Source organism: Kitasatospora sp. NPDC052868 (genome assembly GCF_044547105.1).
In the GTDB taxonomy this organism is placed as follows: Bacteria; Actinomycetota; Actinomycetes; order Streptomycetales; family Streptomycetaceae; genus Kitasatospora.
This window is the reverse complement of record NZ_JBITZW010000001.1, coordinates 371,741-391,531: the sequence shown is the minus strand read 5'-3', so window position 1 is coordinate 391,531 and position 19,791 is coordinate 371,741. Positions and strand designations below refer to the sequence as shown.

Sequence of the window (19,791 nt, the reverse complement as noted above, 5' to 3'; positions counted from 1 at the left end):
GCGAGGATGGCCGCATGCGCATCGCGATCACAGGTTCCACGGGATTGATCGGCTCGGCCCTCGTCCGCTCGCTGCTCGCGGACGGCCACGAGGTGGTGCGGCTGGTCCGGCACCACTCCCGGACCGGGCCACAGGCCGACGGCTCGACGGCGATCGGCTGGAACCCGCAGCTGGGGCAGGTCGACCGGGAGGGGCTGGCGGGGGTCGAGGCGGTGGTGCACCTGGCCGGCGCCGGCGTCGGGGACCGCCGCTGGACGGACGCCTACAAGCGGGAGATCCGGGAGAGCCGGGTGCTCGGCACCGAGACGCTGGCCGTCGCGGTGGCCGGGCTGCCACAGCCTCCCCGGGTACTGCTCAGCGCCTCCGCCGTCGGCCTGTACGGGCAGACCGGCGACCGGGTGATCGACGAGGACTCCCCCGCCGGGGACGACTTCCTGGCCGAGGTCTGCGTCGAGTGGGAGGCCGCCGCCACACCGGCAGAGCGGGCCGGTGTCCGGGTGGTCCATCCGCGCACCGGAATGGTGCTCTCCACCGCGGGCGGGGCCGGCGGGCGGCTGTTCCCGCTGTTCCGGCTCGGACTGGGCGGGCGGCTCGGGGACGGCCGGCAGTACTGGAGCCTGATCTCGCTGGCCGACGAGGTCGCCGCCCTGCGCTTCCTGCTCGACCGGGAGGACCTCTCCGGCGGGTTCAACCTGACCGCGCCGGAGCCGGCCACCAACGCCGACCTGACGGCGGCACTGGGCCGGGCGCTGAAGCGTCCGACGCCGTTCCCGGTGCCGGAGGCCGTCCTGAAGACGGTCCTGGGCGAGCTGGCGGTCGAGGTCGTCGGCAGCCACCGGGTGGTACCCCGTCGGTTGCTGGAGGCCGGCTTCCGCTTCGAGCACCCGGACGTCGACGCGGTGGTGCGCGCCGCGCTGTAGCCCCCGTACGACATTCGCCCTGGCCAAGGGCATATGCCCGGCGGGGTCGGGGCGGGGCTCCGGGAGGGGGCGCACGGGAGCACACGGCGGGCGCGCTGCACGCCCCTGGTGACCGTGCGCGCCCGTCGGCCCCCGAACCCGGCCCCCGGGCGCACAGTCCGTGACCGCGCCGCCACCCGGCGCCGCCGAACCCCTCCCCCGCCCGGATACGGGCCGATGGTCCTGTCTGACGTTCCTACTGACTGGGCATCACATCGTCGGACCGTGTCCCGGCACCCCGCTGCCTGCGTCGGCCGAAGCTCCGGGACCAGGGAGGGAGCACGCCAGTGCCCACGTACGACTTCACTCGCCGCACCCGCCGACAGTCCGATCCGGACGTCATCGTGGTGGGCGCAGGACTCGCGGGCCTGGCCGCCGCCCGCGCGCTCACCGGCCACGGCCTGGTCGTCCAGGTCCTGGAGGCGACGGACCGGATCGGCGGCCGAACGGCCACCCGCGAGCTGGACGGGTTCCGGCTCGACGACGGCAGCCACCTGCTGAACACCGCCTACCCCGAGCTGCGCCGCAGGCTCGACCTGGACCGCCTGGACCTGCATCCGCTCGCCCCCGGCGTGCTGGTGCAAAGCGGCGGCCGGCGGCACCGGACCGGGGACCCGCAGCTGACCGCCGCCCGGCAGGCCGCCGCCCGCGCCCCGCTGGGCAGCCCGCTGGACAAGGCCAGGCTGGGCAGCTGGCTCAGCCGCCTGGCCGCCACCCCGGTCGCGCGGCTGCAGGCCCGGCCGGAGACCACCGCGGCCCGGGCGCTCACCGACCGCGGGCTCGCCCCGCGCACCGTGGACGGCTTCCTGCGGCCGCTGCTCACCGCCCTGCTCAGCGACCCGGCCCTGGGCACCAGCAGCAGGGTCGCCGACCTGGTACTGCGCTCCTACGCGCGCGGACGGCTCTGTCTGCCCGCCGGGGGCATCGCGGCCGTGCCGGCCCAGCTGGCCGCCGCCCTGCCCGCCGGCGCCGTGCGCACCGGGGTGCGGGTCACCTCGATCGCCGCCGACGGGGTGGAGACCGCCGGGCACGGACGGATCGGGGCGCAGGCCGTGGTGGTCGCCACCGACGCGCGGTCCGCCGCCGACCTGCTGCCCGGACTGCGACTGCCCGACTTCCACCCCGTCACGACCTTCTACCACGCGGCCGACCGCTCCCCGATCGGTGAACCGGTCCTGCTGCTGGACGGCGACCGGCCGCACGGCAACCCGCCGCTGGTCTCGCACTCGCTGGTGCTCAGCGAGCTGCACCCCTCGTACGCCCCGGCCGGGCAGGCGCTGATCGCGACCACCGTGCTCGGTCGGCGCGCCTTCGACGCGGGCGGGCCGGCCGCGCTGGAAGGGGCGGTGCGCGGGCGGCTGACGGAGCTGTACGGGACGTCCGCCAAGGGCTGGCAGTTCCTGAGCGTGCGGCACGTACCGGACGCGGTACCGGTCATGCCGCCGCCGCACAACAACCGCCGGCCGGTGCGGCTGCTGGCCGGACTGTACGTCTGCGGGGACCACCGCGACACCAGCAGCGTCCAGGGTGCGCTGGTCTCCGGGCGGCGGGTGGCCCAGGCCGTGCTGCGCGACCTCGGACTGCCGGCCACCGAGCGGGAGGCGGAGGCGGCGGCCTGACACGCGCCGGGCCGGCGTGCGGCGGGCCGGGCGCGGCGGGATAAGACGCGGCGGCCGGGGTGCCGGGGCGGCCGTGGACCGCGTGCCAGTATGCCGATATGACCGCTGTTCGAATGGTTTCCCCCGTCATGTCAGGACCGGCCGTACGGTGAGCGCCGACTTCCAGGTCGAGCCGCTCGCCCTGATCCTGATCCCGGCCGCCGCCGTGGCCGCGCCGCTCCTGGCCGACCGGCTGCTGCGGTGGGTCGCCGTCCCCACGGTGGTGTTCGAGATCGTGCTCGGCGTGCTGATCGGCCCCGACGTCCTGGGCTGGACACACGCCGACGACCTGGTCGGCGCGCTCTCCGACTTCGGCCTGGCCATGCTGATGTTCCTCGCCGGATACGAGATCGACTTCGCCAAGCTGCGCGGCGGCCCGCTCAAACGGGCGGCCGCCGCGTGGCTGGTGGCCCTGGTGGTGGCGCTCGGCGTGGGCGCGATGGTCAACCGGGACCCGCTGAACGGCGCCTTCGCCGGACTGGCGCTCACCACCACCGCGCTCGGCACCATCCTGCCGATCCTCCGCGACTCCGGTGAGCTGCCCACCCCGTTCGGCTCGCTGGTGATGGCCACCGGCGCGGTCGGCGAGTTCGGGCCGATCATCGCGGTCGCGGTGCTGCTCAGCGGCAACACCCCGCTGCGGACCGCCGTCATCCTGGGCGCCTTCGCGGTGATCACGACGGCCGCCGTGGCCTACGCCCGGCGGCCCCGGCCGAGCTGGATGACCCGGCTGATCCGCCGCACCCTGCGCACCTCCGGCCAGTTCGCGATCCGCACGGTGATCCTGGTGCTGGCCGTGATGGTGGCCGCCGCGATCTGGCTCGACCTGGACATGCTGCTCGGCGCCTTCACCGCCGGCATCGTCTCCCACCTGCTGCTGGCCGACGTCCCGGAGGCCGAGGAGGAGGTGATCGAGGCCAAGCTGGAGGGCATCGGCTTCGGCTTCCTCGTCCCGGTGTTCTTCGTGGTCAGCGGGATGAACTTCGACCTGGCGGCGCTGCTGGACCAGCCCGGCACGCTCCTGCTCGTACCGGTGTTCCTGGTCCTGCTGCTGGCCGTGCGCGGACTCCCGACCGCCCTGCTGGCCCCGGCCGGGCTCGGCCGGCACGACCGCGCCGCCCTCGGCCTGTACGGCGCCACCGCGCTGCCGCTGGTGGTGGTGATCACCACGATCGAGGTGGACGCCGGGCACCTGCCGTCCTCCACCGCGGCCGCGCTGGTCGGCGCGGGCCTGCTCTCGGTGCTGCTGTTCCCCCTGCTGGCGCAGCGGCTGCGCGGCACCGTCCGCCGGCCGGCCGCCGTGGACGGCGACCGGCCGAGGGTGAACGCCGAGAGCTGGTAGCCGTACCGGCCGTCAGATCACCCCTGCCTGGCGGGCCGTCTCCTCGAAGGCGCGGGCCACCGGGCTGCCCCGGTACGGGGTCAGCCGGCGGTGGAAGTCCCGCACGTACTCCAGGGAGCGGGCCGAGCGCATCTCCCCCGCCGCCCGCAGCGCGTCGGTGGCCATGGTGCACGCCTCGTCCAGATCACCCATGCCGAGCCGGGCGGTGGCCAGCACCAGGCGGCAGAAGATCCGGCTGCGGGCGTACGCGGGCGAGCGCAGCCGCAGCGACTTCTCCGCGTGCTGGGCGGACGTCCGCCACTGCTGGAGGTCCCGGTAGCAGTGGGCGAACTCGTCGGCCAGCTGCGCCTCGTCGAAGTAGCGCGCCCAGGAGGGGAGTTCATCGCCCGGACGGCCCGTGCCGAGGGCCCGCTCGGAGCGGACCAGGGCGGTGGTGCAGGCCCGGACGTCCCCCAGCAGACCGTGGCCGCGGGCCTCGGCGGCGTGCAGCAGCGACTGGACGGCGGGCGGGACGGCGGTGCCGACGCCCTGCTGGGCGACCCGTGCCAGCTGGACCGCCTCCCGTCCGTGGCCGAGGTGCACCGCCTGCTGGCTCATCGTCACCAGGATGTACCCGCCGAGCGCGCGGTCCCCCGCCGCCTGGGAGAGCCGCAGCGCCTGGACGAAGTAGCGCTGGGCCAGGCCGTGCGCCGCGATGTCGAAGGACGTCCAGCCGGCCAGCCTGGTGAGGTCGGCGACCGCGCCGAACAGGGCCCGGCCGATCTGCTCACCGTACCGGCCGCGCAGCATCGGCTCGGCCTCGCTCTCCAGGTAGCGGACCAGCGCCTGCCGGGCGTGGCCGCCGCCGTACGCGTGGTCCAGCGCGCGGAACAAGTCCCCCACGGCGCGGATGGCCGCGATGTCGCCCCGCCCGACCCGCAGGGCCGGGCGCTGCTCGCGGGCCGGGTCGGAGTACGGCGGTTCCACGGCCACCGGCGGGCGGCGGCTCTGGGTCGGCACCCGGCCCAGTGCGGTGGAGGCGGCGGTCCCCGTCCCGGCGGCCGTCCGGGCGGACGGCGCGCCGGGCGCGGCGCCGCGCGCCGGGGGTGCGACGGGCGCACCGGGCGCGGCCGGTCCGCCGGCGGGCGCACCGGGGACGGGCGGACCGGCCGCGGGCGCGCCGCCGGTGGGATCGGGGCGGGCCAGGGTGGAACCGTCCCGGGCGACCCGCTCGTCGGTGCGGCCGATCAGCCAGTCCCGGCTGGGCACGACCAGTCCGGCCGGGGTGAAGGCGATCCGGCGCAGCTCGGACTGCGGTCCGTTGTCCTTGCGCCACATGCTCGCCACGATGTCCACCGCCTCCTGCGGGGTCTCGGCGAACTCCAGGCCGGCGTAGACCGGGGCGCAGGCGTCCAGGCCGAGGTCCTGGGCGGTGAGGCGGCGGCCGAGGCGGCGGGTGAAGACCTCGGCGATCAGTGCCGGGGTGGCGCCGCGCGGCTGCTGGCCGCGCAGCCAGCGGGTCACGGAGGTCTTGTCGTAGCGCAGGTCCAGGCCGTGCTCCAGGCCGAGCTGGTCGACCCGGCGGGCCAGGCCGGCGTGCGAGAAGCCGGCCTCCTCGATCAGGGCGGCGAGCTGGCCGTTCTGCGGGGCCGGGCCGGCCTGACCGGCCGCCGGCGGCGCGGCCGGGGCGGTGGCTGGGGCGGCGGACCCGCCCTGGGTGGCCTGCGCGGGCAGCCGCGGTTCGTCGGCGGTCGGGGCGTCGGGGGCGTCCGGAAGGGCCCGACCGACCGGACCCGGGTGCTGGTCGAGCGGGTCGAGCGGTCCGTACGCCGGACTGTCGGTTGCAGGCCGTTGGGGCATAGTCAGTCAACACCTCTCGGACGCCGTACCGGCTCCACCAGTACTTCGGCTGCCTGTGGCGGCGCCCCCTGTCGGGAATCGGCGTGAATGTAGCGAGCATTCGGGCGCTATGGGTGGTTCTGACCGAGCAATCCTCCGAACGGGTGAAGCAAGCGCGCCCATTGTGGGGAAGCCCGGACAGGATGGGTTTGGCTCTCACCGCCCGACCGGCCGTTCGACCCTCGTGGTGGTGGTCGACACAGCGGGGCGGGGTGCTGTGGTGCCCCACCACATAGGAGACCGGCCCGCGGATTCCTACCGTTCTCGGCCATGGACACCACTTCAGCCCGCCCGCTCGACGGTCGTACGGCCCTGGTCACCGGGGCCGCCTCGGGCATCGGCCGGGCCTGCGCCGAGGCCCTCGCCGAGGCCGGCGCCCGGGTCTACGTCGTCGACCTGGCGGCCGGCCCGGCCAAGGAGCTCGCCGCCCGGATCGGCGGCGTCGCACACGTCGCGGACCTCTCCGACCCGGATGCGGTGGAGGCCCTGCCCGACGACGCCGACATCGTGGTCAACAACGCCGGCCTCCAGCACGTCGCGCCGGTGCACGAGTTCCCGATCGACCGCTTCACGCTGATCCAGCGGGTGATGGTCGAGGCCCCGTTCCGCATCCTGCGCCGCACCCTGCCGCACATGTACGAGCAGGACTGGGGGCGGGTGGTCAACATCTCCTCCGTCCACGGCCTGCGGGCCAGCGCCTTCAAGTCGGCCTACGTGACCGCGAAGCACGCGCTGGAGGGGCTGAGCAAGACGGTCGCACTGGAGGGCGCGCCGTACGGCGTGACCAGCAACTGCATCAACCCCGGCTATGTGCGGACCCCGCTCGTGGAGCAGCAGATCGCCAGCCAGGCGCTGGCGCACGGCATCCGCGAGGACGAGGTGGTGGAGCAGATCATGCTCGACCGCACCGCCGTCAAGCGGCTGATCGAGCCCGACGAGGTGGCGCAGCTGGCCCTCTGGCTCTGCTCCCCGCACGCCTCGTACATCACCGGCGCCAGCCTGCCCGTGGACGGCGGCTGGACCGCGCACTGACCCCGGTCGCACCGCCTCCCCCGTCTCCCCCGCCCGACCCCCGCGCTCCTTCCCACCCCGAGGTGATCCCGCCATGGCCAAGTCCCCCGCCGCCGCGAGAGCGGACTCCCCGCTCTGGAAGGTGGTCGGTGCCAGTCTGATCGGCACCACCATCGAGTGGTACGACTACTTCCTGTACGGAACAGCCGCCGCGCTGGTGTTCGGCAAGCTGTTCTTCCCGAACACCGACCCGCTGACCGGCACGCTGCTGTCGTTCCTCACCTATGCGATCGGCTTCGCCGCCCGGCCGCTCGGCGCCCTGGTCTTCGGGCACTTCGGCGACCGGATCGGCCGCAAGAAGCTGCTGGTGGTGAGCCTGCTGCTGATGGGCGGTTCGACCACGCTGATCGGCCTGCTGCCGACGTACCACCAGGTCGGCGCCGCGGCCCCGGTGATGCTGACGGCCCTGCGGCTGGTGCAGGGCTTCGCGCTCGGCGGCGAGTGGGGCGGCGCGGTGCTGCTCGTCTCCGAGCACGGGGACGCCCGGCGGCGCGGGTTCTGGGCCTCCTGGCCGCAGGGCGGCGCCCCGGCCGGCAACCTGCTGGCGGCGGGCGTGCTGTCGCTGCTGACCACCGTGCAGTCGGATGCCACCTTCCTCGCCTGGGGCTGGCGGGTGCCCTTCCTGCTCTCTGCGGTCCTGGTGGCGGTCGGCCTGTGGATCCGGCTGGCGGTGGACGAGTCGCCGCTGTTCAAGGAGGCGCTGGCGCGCTCCGAGGCACGCCGGGCGACCCGGCAGGAGGCCGAGCAGCCGCCGCTGGTGGCCGTTCTGAAGCACCACTGGCGGGAGGTGCTGGTGGCGATGGGCGCACGGATGGCGGAGAACATCTCGTACTACGTGATGACCACCTTCGTCCTGGCGTACGCCGTGACCCAGGTGCACCTGCCCAAGCAGACCGCGCTGAACGCCGTCCTGATCGCCTCGGCGATCCAGTTCGCGCTGATCCCGGTGTTCGGGGCGCTCTCCGACCGGGTCGGGCGCAAACCGGTGTACCTGGTGGGCGCGGTGGGCGTCGGCGTCTGGGCCTTCGTCTTCTTCGGGCTGGTGGACACCCGGTCCTTCGGCTCGCTGCTCCTCGCGGTGACCGTCGGGCTGGTCTTCCACAGCGCGATGTACGCGCCTCAGGCGGCCTTCTTCTCCGAGCTGTTCGCGACCCGGATGCGGTACTCGGGCGCCTCGATCGGGGCCCAGTTCGCCTCGGTGGCGGCGGGTGCGCCGGCTCCGCTGATCGCGACGGCGCTGCTGAAGGACTACGGCAGCTCGACCCCGATCGCGGTGTACGTGGCGATCGCGGCGGTCCTCACCGTCCTGGCGGTGCTCTGCGCCCGGGAGACCCGGGGCAGCGACCTCGCGGAGGCCGAGGAGGAGGCCGGTGCGACGGCCGGTGTCCGGACGCCGGCGGAGGGCGCCACGCCGGCCGAGCCCTCGACGGCCTGACGCACCGATGGCCGGCGCCCATACCCCATGGGCGCCGGCCATCGGCGTTCACCCTCGCTGAACAGCTACGATCGCGCTTCCGTCCCTGGGGCCAGAGACCCACTGCCGATTGGCGGCCGTACCGTGAACGACCCCCACCCGCACACCAGCTCCGCGCCGGCGCTGCGGCGGCTGCTCGACCTGCTCGCCTCGGGTGCCGCCACCGAGGACTTCGCCGACGTGCTGGCCGACGCCCGCCGCCAGGGGGCGCCGGCCGCCGTGCTGAGCGAGATCGACGACGCCACCTGGCAGGCGTTGCGGGTACACCGGACCCTGCGTCAGCACCGCCGCCGCGAGGCCGAGCTGACGGCGCTCTTCGACACCGCCGGGGACCTCGCCGCCTCCCGGGACCTGGACACCGTGCTGCAGGCGATCGTGCGCCGGGCCCGGCTGCTGCTCGGCACCGACACCGCCTATCTGACCCTCCCGGACGAGGCCGCCGGCGACACCTACATGAGGGTCACCGACGGCTCGGTCTCCGTCCTCTTCCAGACCCTGCGGCTCAGCCTCGGCGACGGCCTCGGCGGCCTGGTCGCCCAGACCGCCCGCCCCTACGCCACCCCCGACTACCGCACCGACGAGCGCTTCCACCACACCGGCAGGATCGACGCGGGGGTGCTCGACGAGGGCCTGGTCGCGATCATCGGGGTGCCGCTGCTGCTCGGCGGTCAGGTGATCGGCGTGCTGTTCGCCGCCGACCGCTCGCCGCGCGCCTTCTCCCCCGACGAGGTCGCGCTGCTCTGCTCGCTGGCCGCCCACGCGGCGATCGCCCTGGACACCGCCAAGTCGCTGGCCGACACCCGGGCCGCGCTGGCCGAGCTGAACGGCGCCAACGAGCTCATCCGCGCCCACTCCGCCGCCGTCCAGCGCGCCGAGCAGGGCCACGACCGGCTCACCGACCTGGTGCTGCGCGGTGCGGAGGTACCGGACGTGGCCGCCGCCGTGGCGGCGCTGCTGGGCGGGGAGATAGCCGTTCTGGACACCGGGGGCGAGCCGCTGGCCGGCCGGGCCGCGCCCGCCGCGGGACTGGCCGAGGCGGTCGCCGCCTCCCGGGCCGAGGGCCGCTCGGTGCGGCACGGCGGCACCTGGGTCTGCGCGGTGCTGGCCGGCCAGGAGCCGCTCGGCACCCTCGTCCTGCGCGGCCGGCCCGGCCTGGACGACGCCGACCGGCGGCTGTTCGAGCGGGCGAGCGTGGTGACCGCGCTGCTCCTGCTGCTGCGCCGCTCGGTCGCCGAGGCCGAGAACCGGGTCCGCGGTGAGCTGCTCGCCGACCTGCTCACCGCCCCCGAGCGGGACCCGGCCGGCCTGACCGCGCGCGGCCGCCGGCTCGGCGTGGACCTCGGCCGGCCGCACCTGGTGCTGGTCGCCGAGCCCGCCGGCGCCCCCGGCACCGCCGCCACCGACCGCGGCCGGCTGGCGGGCGCCGCCGGGCGGTACCTGTTCGGCTCCCGGGGCATCAGCGCCGAGCACGGCGAGGCGGTCGTGCTGTTGCTCCCGGACGACGGCGGGGCGGGGAGCGGTTCGGGGAGCGGTTCGGGGACGGGCGCCTCCGCGGGCACATCGGCCGGCGCCCAGGGGGCGGCCGAGCTGGCCGCCGAACGGCTCGCCCGGCTGGCCGGCTTCCCGGTCACCGTGGGCGCGGGCCGACCGGCCGCCGGCCCCGTCGCGCTGGCCGCCTCGTACGCCGAGGGCCTGCGCTGCGCCCGGGCGCTGCGGGTGCTCGGGCGGTCCGGGGAGGGCGCCTCGGCCGGGTCGCTGGGCTTCCTCGGGGTGCTGCTCGGGGACGGCCACGACGTGGACGGCTTCGTCGGCGCCGTGCTCGGCCCGCTGCTGGACTACGACACCCGGCGCGGCACCGAACTGGTCCGCACCCTGCGCGCCTACTTCGACTGCGGCGGCAGCCTGACCCGGGCCAAGGACGAGCTGCACGTCCACGTGAACACCGTGGTGCAGCGCCTCGACCGGGTGGAGGTGCTGCTCGGGCGGGACTGGAACCACCCCGAACGCTCGCTGGAACTCCAGCTGGCCCTGCGCCTCCAGCTGCTCGCGGGCACCTGAACGGTCGGATCCGGCCCAGGCGTACAGTGGCGAGGTTGGTCTCGAACGCCTGGCAAGGAGCAGCGGTGAACGAGCGGAGCATCGAGGTCCCCCCGGTCGCGGGTCGGGCGCGGGCCCTCGGAGGGTGCGCGTTTCACGAAGCGACCACCGAGCGCAGCGAGGGGGACGCGTGAGCGGGAACGTGCGTTTCGTACGGATGGGCATCGGCGAGGGCGCGATCCCCTACCCGGAGGCCTGGCAGGAGCAGCGGCGGCTGCACGCGCTGCGGGTCGCGGACGAGATCCCCGACACCGTGCTGCTGCTGGAGCACCAGCCGGTCTACACGATGGGCAAGCGCACCAACCCGGCCGACCTGCCGCTGGACGGCACGCCGGTGGTCGAGGTCAACCGGGGCGGCGAGATCACCTGGCACGGTCCGGGCCAGCTGGTCGGCTACCCGATCGTGAAGCTGCCCGAGCCGATGGACGTCGTCGCGTACGTGCGCCGGCTGGAGGAGGCGCTGATCCGCGCCTGTGGCGAGTTCGGCGTGCGGACCACCCGCGTCGAGGGCCGCAGCGGGGTCTGGGTGCTGGGTGAGGACCTCCCGGACGCGGTGGTGGACCCGTCGCAGGTCGTGGACCTGGGCAGCCTCACGCTGCGGATGGGGCTGCCGCTGGGCATCGACCCGCGGCTGGCCGGTCCGGAGTACGCGCCGTCCAACGCGGGCCAGCGCGGCGACGACCGCAAGCTGGCCGCGATCGGCGTACGGGTCTCGCGCGGGGTCACCATGCACGGCTTCGCGCTGAACTGCGACCCCGACATGACCTGGTTCGACCGGATCGTGCCCTGCGGGATCCGGGACGCCGGAGTGGGCTCGGTCTCCTCGGAGCTGGGTCGGGACTTCCCGGTCGGCGAGGCGCTGCCCGTGGTCGAGAAGCACCTGGCGGCGGTGTTCGCCGAACTGCCGGAGCCGGCGCTCAGCCGCTGAGCGTCCTCCCCTCGGGGAATCTACCGGCCGGTAGCTCTGTTGCCCTGCGATTGCGGGCCGCAGGCCCGGCGAAGGCCGTACAAGCACAGGCGTACCCTGGGGGTACCCCGTCTAGTTCTAGGAGTCGCACGTGTCCGCTGTCGCACCCGACGGCAGGAAGCTGCTCCGCCTGGAGGTCCGCAACAGCGAGACCCCCATCGAGCGGAAGCCCGAGTGGATCAAGACCCGCGCGAAGATGGGGCCCGAGTACAACGCCCTGCAGTCGCTGGTGAAGAAGGAGGGGCTGCACACGGTCTGCCAGGAGGCCGGCTGCCCCAACATCTTCGAGTGCTGGGAGGACCGCGAGGCCACCTTCCTCATCGGCGGTGACCAGTGCACCCGCCGCTGCGACTTCTGCCAGATCGACACCGGCAAGCCCGCCGACTTCGACCGGGACGAGCCGCGCCGCGTCGCCGAGTCCATCGTGACGATGGACCTGAACTACGCCACCATCACCGGCGTCGCCCGCGACGACCTGGAGGACGGCGGCGCCTGGCTGTACGCCGAGACGGTGCGACAGGTGCACGCGCTGACGGCCGCCCGCGAGGCCGGCCGGACCGGCGTCGAGCTGCTGATCCCCGACTTCAACGCGGTGCCGGAGCAGCTGGCCGAGGTCTTCTCGTCCCGCCCCGAGGTGCTGGCGCACAACGTCGAGACGGTGCCGCGGATCTTCAAGCGGATCCGCCCGGCGTTCCGCTACGAGCGCTCGCTGGACGTCATCACCCAGGCCCGCGCGGCCGGACTGGTCACCAAGTCCAACCTGATCCTGGGCATGGGCGAGACCCGCGAGGAGGTCAGCCAGGCGCTGGCCGACCTGGTCGGCGCGGGCTGCGAGCTGATCACCATCACCCAGTACCTGCGGCCCTCGCTGCGCCACCACCCGGTGGAGCGCTGGGTCAAGCCGCACGAGTTCGTCGAGTTGCAGCAGGAGGCCGAGGAGCTCGGCTTCGCCGGGGTCATGTCGGGCCCGCTGGTGCGCTCCTCGTACCGCGCCGGCCGGCTGTACCGGCAGGCCCTGGAGCACCGGGCGAAGACGTCGGCCTGAACCGACCGGAAGTGTTGAGCCACCTGAGGGGCGGAGCCGCGGCTCCGCCCCTTCGGGTTCACCGGGCTTTGACTGAGAGGTCACGGACTGGTAACACGGGGTGGTGAGGATGGAGTCGTTCGATTCCGGATCGCAATGGCACGAGGGGAGCTGTTTCGACATGCAGGTCGGCATCCGGTCGGTGGGTGGCGCGCTGCGGCTCGCCGAGAGCGTGCTCCTGGCCGGCGGCCAGCGGCAGGCCCGGCGCAACGCCTGGGCGGCAGTCTGCGAGAACCGCCGGTACGCGGCGGACCGCGAGCGCGACGCGCTGCCGTCCGGCCGTCCGGCGGAGGCCGGGCGGCACTGACCGCCGGTACCCCCGCGGACACTGACCGCCGGTACCCCCGCAGACACCGTGCGTACCCGTACGGGGCAACCCGGGTCACGGTTCGGGGCGAACGGGTACCCGGGCTTGGATATCCCGCACCTACGGCACGTACCATGAGCGTTATGGCGAGGGAAACATCCGAGAACCCCGGGCGACTGAAGCAGATCCGCCTGGCTTACACCATGACCAAGAAGGTCGACACCAAGATCGGCCTGATCATCGGCGGCGTCGGCCTGCTGACCTTCGGCGTGTTCCTCGCCATCGGCTTCGCAATCGACCACCCCGTCTACCTGGGCATCCTGGGCTTCATCGTGGCCTTCCTGGCCATGGCGATCGTCTTCGGGCGCCGGGCCGAGCGCGCGGCGTTCGGGCAGATGGAGGGGCAGCCGGGCGCCGTGGCAGCGGTGTTGAACAACATCCGACGCGGTTGGAGCGCCAGCTCCACGCCGGTCGCGGTCACCCGCAACCAGGACGCGGTCTACCGCGCCGTGGGCCGGGCCGGCATCGCGCTGATCGGTGAGGGCAACCCCAACCGGGTCCGCCAGCTGCTGGCCTCCGAGAAGAAGAAGATGGCCCGGGTGGTCGGCGACGTGCCGGTGCACGACATCGTGGTGGGCGACGGCGAGGGCGAGGTCCCGCTGAAGAAGCTCCAGATCCACCTGATGCGACTGCCGCGCGCCATCACCCCCGCGCAGGTCACCGAGACCAACGACCGGCTGCGCGCCCTGGGAGACCTGCTCTCCAAGGCGCCGATCCCCAAGGGCCCGATGCCCAAGGGCGCCCGGATGCCCAAGGGCGGCCAGGTCCGCTGACCACCCTTCCCCGTTGACACGAAACGGCCCCGCCGCGGAGATTCCGCAGCGGGGCCGTTCGACGTTCGGGTGCTTGGCCTGAAGGCCTGATCCGAGGGCTGCCGTTGCGGGCTTGGGCTGCCACTCCGGGTTCGGCGGCTGCCGCTCCGGGCCCGAACCGGTCAGATCCGGACCTCGACCGTGCCGACCGCCTTGTCGTGCAGGCCCCGGGTGTCACGGTCCCAGACCAGGGCCGGCACCACCAGGCAGAGCAGCACCGTGCGCAGCAGGACCTGCGGGATGGTGGCGCGGGCGCCGTCGACCCGGACCACCCGCAGGCCGAACAGCCGCTTGCCGACGGTCGTCCCCGTGGTGGCCAGCAGCAGCACGGTGACGGCGAAGAACAGCGGGGTGGTCCACATGTTGGCCGAGCCCGGGGTGCCCTTGGCGATCAGCCCGTAGGCGACCAGGGAGACCAACCAGCCGTCGACGAACAGGGCGCCGATCCGCCGCCCCGGGCCGGCGATCGAACCGGGGCCCTCCTTGGGCAGGCCGAGGCGCTCGCCGCGGTAGCCGAAGTCGGTGCCCATCTTCTCGGCGGCCGCCTTCGGGCCGTCGATCCACGATCCCAACGCTTCTCTGGTGTCCACGAATCCACACTAACCGGACGGGCCCGCCGCTCCGCCACCGCCTCCCCCGGAGGGTGAATCCGCGTCGCCCGGCCTTTCCCCCGCCTCCCCCAGTGGTCCAGACCACTCAACCGGCTCGACCCGGGCCGGGGAGGCTTTTTGTCCCATACCGTACGTCTTTGCCGCCCGTTCAACGACGGCGGTTAACATTCAGGAAACGACCGGGTCACCGGTCGGAAACGGCCCGTTCCTAGGGTGAGCCCCATTCGCACGCCGAGGAGGATGGATGTTCAACAACGCCGCCGAAGTGAAGCAGTTCATTCAGGACAACGATGTGAAGTTCATCGACGTCCGGTTCTGCGATCTCCCGGGCGTCATGCAGCACTTCTCCGTGCCCGCGGCGACCTTCGACCCGTCCGAGACCCTGATGTTCGACGGCTCGTCGATCCGCGGCTTCCAGGCCATCCACGAGTCCGACATGGCACTCGTCCCGGACCTGGCCACGGCCCGGCTCGATCCCTTCCGCAAGGAAAAGCACCTCAACATCAACTTCTTCATCCAGGACCCGGTGACCGGCGAGGCCTACAGCCGCGACCCGCGCAACGTCGCCAAGAAGGCCGAGGCGTACCTGGCCTCCTCCGGCATCGCCGACACCGCGTTCTTCGGCCCCGAGGCGGAGTTCTACGTCTTCGACTCGGTGCGCTTCGACACCAGCGCCAACGCCTCGTACTACCACATCGACTCCGAGGCGGGTGCCTGGAACTCCGGCTCCGCCGAGGGCGACGCCCGCGGCTACAAGGTCAAGTACAAGGGCGGGTACTTCCCGATCCCGCCGGTCGACCACTTCGCGGACCTGCGCGCCGAGATGTCCCTCGAGCTGGCCGCGTCCGGCCTGGAGGTGGAGCGCCAGCACCACGAGGTCGGCACCGCCGGCCAGGCGGAGATCAACTACAAGTTCAACACTCTGCTGCACGCGGCCGACGACCTGATGCTGTTCAAGTACATCATCAAGAACGTCGCCTGGCGCAACGGCAAGACGGCCACCTTCATGCCGAAGCCGATCTTCGGCGACAACGGCTCGGGCATGCACGTCCACCAGTCGCTGTGGACGGAGGGCTCGCCGCTCTTCTACGACGAGCAGGGCTACGCCGGGCTCTCCGACACCGCCCGCTACTACATCGGCGGCCTGCTCAGGCACGCCCCGTCGCTGCTGGCCTTCACCAACCCCTCGGTGAACTCCTACCACCGCCTGGTGCCGGGCTTCGAGGCGCCGGTCAACCTGGTGTACTCGCAGCGCAACCGCTCCGCCGCGATCCGCATCCCGATCACCGGGTCCAACGCCAAGGCCAAGCGCATCGAGTTCCGCGCGCCGGACCCGTCGTCCAACCCGTACCTCGCGTTCGCCGCCATGCTGATGGCCGGCCTCGACGGCATCAAGAACAAGATCGAGCCGCTGCAGCCGGTCGACAAGGACCTCTACGAGCTGGCCCCCGAGGAGCACGCCAACGTCCCGCAGGTCCCGTCCTCCCTCCCGGCCGTCCTGGAGGCGCTGGAGGCCGACCACGAGTACCTGCTCGCGGGCAACGTCTTCACCCCGGACCTCATCGAGACCTGGATCGACTTCAAGCGCACCAACGAGATCGCCCCGATCGCCCTGCGCCCCCACCCGCACGAGTTCGAGCTGTACTACGACCTGTAGAGACCCCTCCGACCTGCGGAAACGCAGTTTGCTCTCTCATCGTTTCCGCAGGTCAGGCAAGGTTCTGACCTGCGGAAACGCCTGGGGAGAGGCCAGCTGCAACACCTCCGGGGCCAAGACCCTCTACACCCCGACCGCGGTCGTCGAAGCCGAACTTCTCGCCACCCCGCACACCCTCACCGCCCGCGCACCCGCCCCTGGCCCCGAACAGCACGGCGCCCGCAGTCCTGACGTGTCGTCGGACGGCGGGCACCGCCGGCGGAGCGGGTCAGCGCCCGGGCGCGGGGCTGACCGGGTGAAGGGCGGCGGAGTCGTCGTCGGCGGCCGGTTCGACGGAGCGGCGCCGGACGATCAGCACCACGATCAGGACGACCTGGAGCGCGATCGGCAGCACCAGCCCGACGGACTTCTTCGGGTCGGCGCCGATCATGTTCGACAGCAGCCCGAAGTCCCACAGGCCGTGCACCAGCATCGGCAGCATCAGGGTGCCGCCGACCCGCAGACACAGGTAGAAGAAGTACCCGGAGGTGGAGACGATCAGGGCCTGCAGGACCGCCTGTGCGCCCTCGCCGAAGGCGTTGCTGACGTGGACCAGGCCGAAGATCACCGAAGACCACAGGGCGACCTTGCCCTCACTGAAGCCGGCCCGCTTGAAGACCTGCACGCCCAAGCCCCGGAACATCAGCTCCTCGCCGATGCCGACGCACGCCGTCATCGCCAACAGGGCCAGCACCATGGACAGCGGCTGGTCGGCGAGGTTGGGATAGTTCACCGCCACCACGGCGACGACCAGCATCGAGATCGGCACGAAGCGCACCCAGCGCCGCACCGGCACCCGGTAGCGCATGACCTCGCCCCACCAGCCGAGCCAGGTCACCACCGCCGCGCCGAACAGGACCGACAGGCCGATCGGGATCAGCCCGTTGCGGACGATCGCCTCGGCGGTGGGGAACTGGCTGTCCGCACCACTGGTGTCGACGCCGATGAGTCTGCCGATGCCCTGGATGATCGCGAGGTAGACGACGACCACGACCAGGAACCACGGCCAGGTCAGCCGTCTCCCCTTCTGGACGGGTGACTGCTCTGCGGACATGGTGCGCTCCGATGGCCGGGCGTGAACGGGATACGGCGCGGGACAGGACTCCGCGCCGCCCAAGATTGTCGCATGAATCGGACAATCCTTATCAAGTGCCACCAATTGATACCAAAGGTGGCGGCTGGGTCGAGGGCAGGCAGGTCGGTGACGATCTCCAGGGCGCGGGCAGGGAGCGGCGGCCCGGGCTCCGGCGCGGTGGGCAGGGCATCGGGGTTCGGTCGCCCGCGAAGCAGGCCGCCACGCGGGGCTCGGAATGCAGCCAGGTGCCGGCTCAAATCACCTTCTGGTTGCGAGCATGCACATTCCGTAAGGCCGTGATCGTGCGTCACGTCCACGTGCGCGGCCGAGGGAGCGGGTTGAATGGGCGCCAGCGACGGCGGCGGGGTTCGACTTTGCGCCCGGCGGTGCGGGCCGGCACGGCGAGTCCGAAGGCGATGGTCTTGCCGGATCCGGTGCGGCCCCGGCCCAGCACGTCGCGGCCGGCCAGCGCGTTGAGCAGTGTGGCGGCCTGGATCGGGAACGGCGTGGTGAGGCCCTGGCGGGTCAGCACCGCAGCAGCGCGTTCGGCATGTCCAGCTCGCCGAAGGCCTCGACGGCGGGCAGCGCCGGTGTGGTGCTCACCGGCATCGCGAACTCCCCCTGCAGGCCTGAGCTTTGGCGTCGCGAGCGGCCGGGGGAACGGCCGCCGCCGGATGGGCGGTCGCCGTAGAAGGAGCTGCCGCCGGTGCCACGGCCGGAGCGGGAGGAGGCGGAGCGGGAGTCGGCGTTCTGGTACGAGGAGCGGCTGGGGCGGCTCATCGGAAACCTTCCTGGCCGGCGCGTCGCGAGACAGCTCCGCAGCGCGGGGCGCCGACAGGAGAGGCGGGGGACGGGCCGAACGTGGGGGTGGGGCGTGGACGGTGAGACCGTGCGGCACGTCACCTCAGGTCCGCCTGGCCGCAGGTGGCGCAAGGCTGATCCTCGAACCGTGAGATCTCACGGCAGGGCGCCGATCCGGACGCGGGCCGGGCGCGGCCGCGATCCCGTCCGGCGCCCGGCCTCCCGGGCCCCGACCGTTTCGCCGCCGGCCAGGCACCGGGGCTGGTGCGACCGCCTTGCCGGGTGGCCGGTCAGGCTGTGCGGGTGAACCCGAAGGCCGCGCGGGTGACGGCACACCCGGGGCGAACTGGCGGATCCATGCACTTCGTGGACGATCTGGCTCCTCCTGCCGCATGGCCGACCGCAGGACCGGGGCACCGCAAGGGGCCTGAACGTCTTCCTCCGCGGAACGTCCGGACCCGTCGGCCGGACCGCCCGGTCCGGGTGCGGGTTGCCGCTACGGGGTGAGGGGTTCGAGGTCGCCGGGCTTCCAGGTGCCGTCGAAGGCGGCCTGCTGGGGGCCGTAGATGCGGAAGTAGGTGAACCAGCCGCGGCCGGGGAGGGTCTGGATCCAGCGCCCCTCGGCCCCGGCCGGTTCGGTGGGACCGAAGTACAGATCGACACTGTCGGCACCGTCGGGGTCGAGCTTGTCGAACAGCGAGCGGAGCGCGGCCCAGCCCTGGGAGGCGTCGACTTCGGAGCGGGTCCGGGCGTCGTAGGCGGTGACGGACCAGAACAGGCCGGCCGGGACGGGCAGGGGCACGGTGAGGCGGTAGCTGCGGCCTCCGTCGAGGTAGGTGCCGGTGGCGTCGCGCAGGCCGAGCCAGTAGACCGAGCCCTGGCCGACGGCACGGCGGAACATCGCGGGTGAGGCGATGATGGCCTGGATGAACCAGCGGTCCTTGGCCTCGACGTCGAGGGAGCCTTCGCGTTCGAAGGTGCCGTTCTCCGGGCGCAGACTGGCCCACTCCCAGGTGCGGTCGGGCCAGGCTATGCGGTCGGGGCGGTCGGAGGCGAAGGCGGTGACCAGCATTTCCTCGCGGCCCTGCCGGGCGGCGTCGGTGAGCAGTGCGGTCAGCCGCTCGTCAGGTGCGAACGGTTTGCCGGCTTCGATGCCGAGTTCGGCGAGCAGGCCGAGCATCGGGCGCATCTCCTCGATGGCGGGTTCGGTGTCGATCACCTGGTGCAGGACCCGCCAGTACTCCAGGTTGTCCTCCCACGTCAGGCAGGTGCAGTCGATGGCCTGGTCGCTGAAGTCGGTGAAGGTGTACGGGGGCGGGCTGTCGGCCCGGGAGAGCGGGTAGAAGCGGACCGAGGCGAGGAGTTGCTTGGCCTTGTCCAGGTCGCCGCCCAGGGGCAGGGCCCGCAGCGGGGCGAAGACGGTCCAGGTGTCGCTGCGGACCACCTCGTAGCCGTCGGCGGGCACCGGGCCGTCGTAGCCGGGCGGCAGCAGCAGGTGCTTGCCGCCCTCGGGACCATACGCCCCGGGCAGGCCGAGGTCGGTGATCCAGCGGTGGTGGTGGTCGTCCACCAGACCGACCAGCGGTCCCGGTGGCAGGTCGATCACCATCGGGCCGCTCTTGCGCAGGTCCAGGATGCCGCCCGAGTACGGGGTGTCGGAGTTCAGGGTGAACCCGACGTGGTACGGGCGGGCGATGAAGAGGAGCGCCGTCTCGTTGTCCACCGCCCCCGCCCGCCGGGTGCCGTGGAAGATGCCCTCCAGCGACACCGTCGGGTAGAAGAACCGGTACGCCTCCACCGCCCGCCGCCGGTCCCGGCGCTCCCGCGCCGCCCGCGCGCTCGCCGCCGTCGGATACCCGCCCTCGAACATCACCTGATCCGTCACCACGGCCCCTTCCG

General features: G+C 73.1%; 15 protein-coding genes and 1 pseudogene. 11 read left to right on the top strand and 5 right to left on the bottom strand.

Going from position 1 to position 19,791, the window contains the following annotated elements; genetic code table 11:
* Positions 1-14: 14 nt before the first annotated feature.
* From ACIGZJ_RS01730 to ACIGZJ_RS01720, 3 genes are all read left to right on the top strand, one after another.
* Positions 15-920 carry a TIGR01777 family oxidoreductase gene (locus tag ACIGZJ_RS01730; protein ID WP_396455432.1) on the top strand — a complete coding sequence of 302 codons (906 nt, stop codon included), beginning with the start codon at positions 15-17 and terminating at the stop codon, positions 918-920.
* 326 nt (positions 921-1,246) lie between these two features.
* Complete coding sequence (locus ACIGZJ_RS01725) at positions 1,247-2,578, top strand: FAD-dependent oxidoreductase (RefSeq protein WP_396455431.1); 1,332 nt, start codon at positions 1,247-1,249, stop codon at positions 2,576-2,578.
* Between the two features lie 148 nt (positions 2,579-2,726).
* Positions 2,727-3,959, top strand: a complete 1,233-nt coding sequence (locus ACIGZJ_RS01720; RefSeq protein WP_396455430.1) for a cation:proton antiporter — start codon at positions 2,727-2,729, stop codon at positions 3,957-3,959.
* A 12-nt stretch (positions 3,960-3,971) separates the two neighbouring features.
* Here the strand turns inward: ACIGZJ_RS01720 and ACIGZJ_RS01715 are convergent, their stop codons facing one another.
* A complete protein-coding gene (locus tag ACIGZJ_RS01715) occupies positions 3,972-5,798 on the bottom strand; it encodes a regulator (RefSeq protein WP_396455429.1) in 1,827 nt (608 codons plus the stop codon).
* A 309-nt stretch (positions 5,799-6,107) separates the two neighbouring features.
* Here ACIGZJ_RS01715 and ACIGZJ_RS01710 point away from each other — a divergent pair, with 309 nt between their 5' ends.
* From ACIGZJ_RS01710 to ACIGZJ_RS01680, 7 genes are all read left to right on the top strand, one after another.
* Positions 6,108-6,869, top strand: a complete 762-nt coding sequence (locus ACIGZJ_RS01710) for a 3-hydroxybutyrate dehydrogenase (protein ID WP_396455428.1) — start codon at positions 6,108-6,110, stop codon at positions 6,867-6,869.
* A gap of 73 nt (positions 6,870-6,942) precedes the next feature.
* The gene (locus ACIGZJ_RS01705) at positions 6,943-8,343 is read left to right on the top strand and encodes an MFS transporter (protein ID WP_396455427.1); all 1,401 of its coding nucleotides are present in this window, start codon (positions 6,943-6,945) and stop codon (positions 8,341-8,343) included.
* A gap of 123 nt (positions 8,344-8,466) precedes the next feature.
* On the top strand, positions 8,467-10,440 hold the full coding sequence (locus ACIGZJ_RS01700; RefSeq protein ID WP_396455426.1) for a helix-turn-helix domain-containing protein: 1,974 nt from the start codon (positions 8,467-8,469) through the stop codon (positions 10,438-10,440).
* A 196-nt stretch (positions 10,441-10,636) separates the two neighbouring features.
* Positions 10,637-11,407: a lipoyl(octanoyl) transferase LipB gene (gene lipB, locus ACIGZJ_RS01695; protein ID WP_396455737.1), complete on the top strand. Its 771-nt coding sequence runs from the start codon at positions 10,637-10,639 to the stop codon at positions 11,405-11,407.
* A 130-nt stretch (positions 11,408-11,537) separates the two neighbouring features.
* Positions 11,538-12,491 (top strand): lipoyl synthase, encoded by a 954-nt coding sequence (gene lipA, locus ACIGZJ_RS01690; protein WP_392927558.1) that lies wholly within the window; start codon positions 11,538-11,540, stop codon positions 12,489-12,491.
* Positions 12,492-12,651: 160 nt separating this feature from the next.
* Positions 12,652-12,837, top strand: a complete 186-nt coding sequence (locus ACIGZJ_RS01685) for a hypothetical protein (protein WP_392927557.1) — start codon at positions 12,652-12,654, stop codon at positions 12,835-12,837.
* A 134-nt stretch (positions 12,838-12,971) separates the two neighbouring features.
* The gene (locus tag ACIGZJ_RS01680; RefSeq protein ID WP_392927556.1) at positions 12,972-13,670 is read left to right on the top strand and encodes a DUF4191 domain-containing protein; all 699 of its coding nucleotides are present in this window, start codon (positions 12,972-12,974) and stop codon (positions 13,668-13,670) included.
* Positions 13,671-13,831: 161 nt separating this feature from the next.
* Here ACIGZJ_RS01680 and ACIGZJ_RS01675 read toward each other — a convergent pair whose 3' ends face one another.
* Complete coding sequence (locus ACIGZJ_RS01675; RefSeq protein WP_392927554.1) at positions 13,832-14,299, bottom strand: RDD family protein; 468 nt, start codon at positions 14,297-14,299, stop codon at positions 13,832-13,834.
* 265 nt (positions 14,300-14,564) lie between these two features.
* Between ACIGZJ_RS01675 and glnA the strand changes: the two genes are divergently transcribed.
* The gene (gene glnA / locus ACIGZJ_RS01670; protein WP_396455425.1) at positions 14,565-15,977 is read left to right on the top strand and encodes a type I glutamate--ammonia ligase; all 1,413 of its coding nucleotides are present in this window, start codon (positions 14,565-14,567) and stop codon (positions 15,975-15,977) included.
* A gap of 268 nt (positions 15,978-16,245) precedes the next feature.
* Here glnA and ACIGZJ_RS01665 read toward each other — a convergent pair whose 3' ends face one another.
* From ACIGZJ_RS01665 to ACIGZJ_RS01655, 3 genes and pseudogenes are all read right to left on the bottom strand, one after another.
* On the bottom strand, positions 16,246-17,070 hold the full coding sequence (locus tag ACIGZJ_RS01665; protein ID WP_396455424.1) for a CPBP family intramembrane glutamic endopeptidase: 825 nt from the start codon (positions 17,068-17,070) through the stop codon (positions 16,246-16,248).
* A 379-nt stretch (positions 17,071-17,449) separates the two neighbouring features.
* Positions 17,450-17,871: pseudogene (locus ACIGZJ_RS01660) on the bottom strand (DEAD/DEAH box helicase); the annotation flags it as partial.
* 517 nt (positions 17,872-18,388) lie between these two features.
* On the bottom strand, positions 18,389-19,777 hold the full coding sequence (locus ACIGZJ_RS01655) for a DUF1254 domain-containing protein (RefSeq protein WP_396455423.1): 1,389 nt from the start codon (positions 19,775-19,777) through the stop codon (positions 18,389-18,391).
* Positions 19,778-19,791 lie beyond the last annotated feature (14 nt).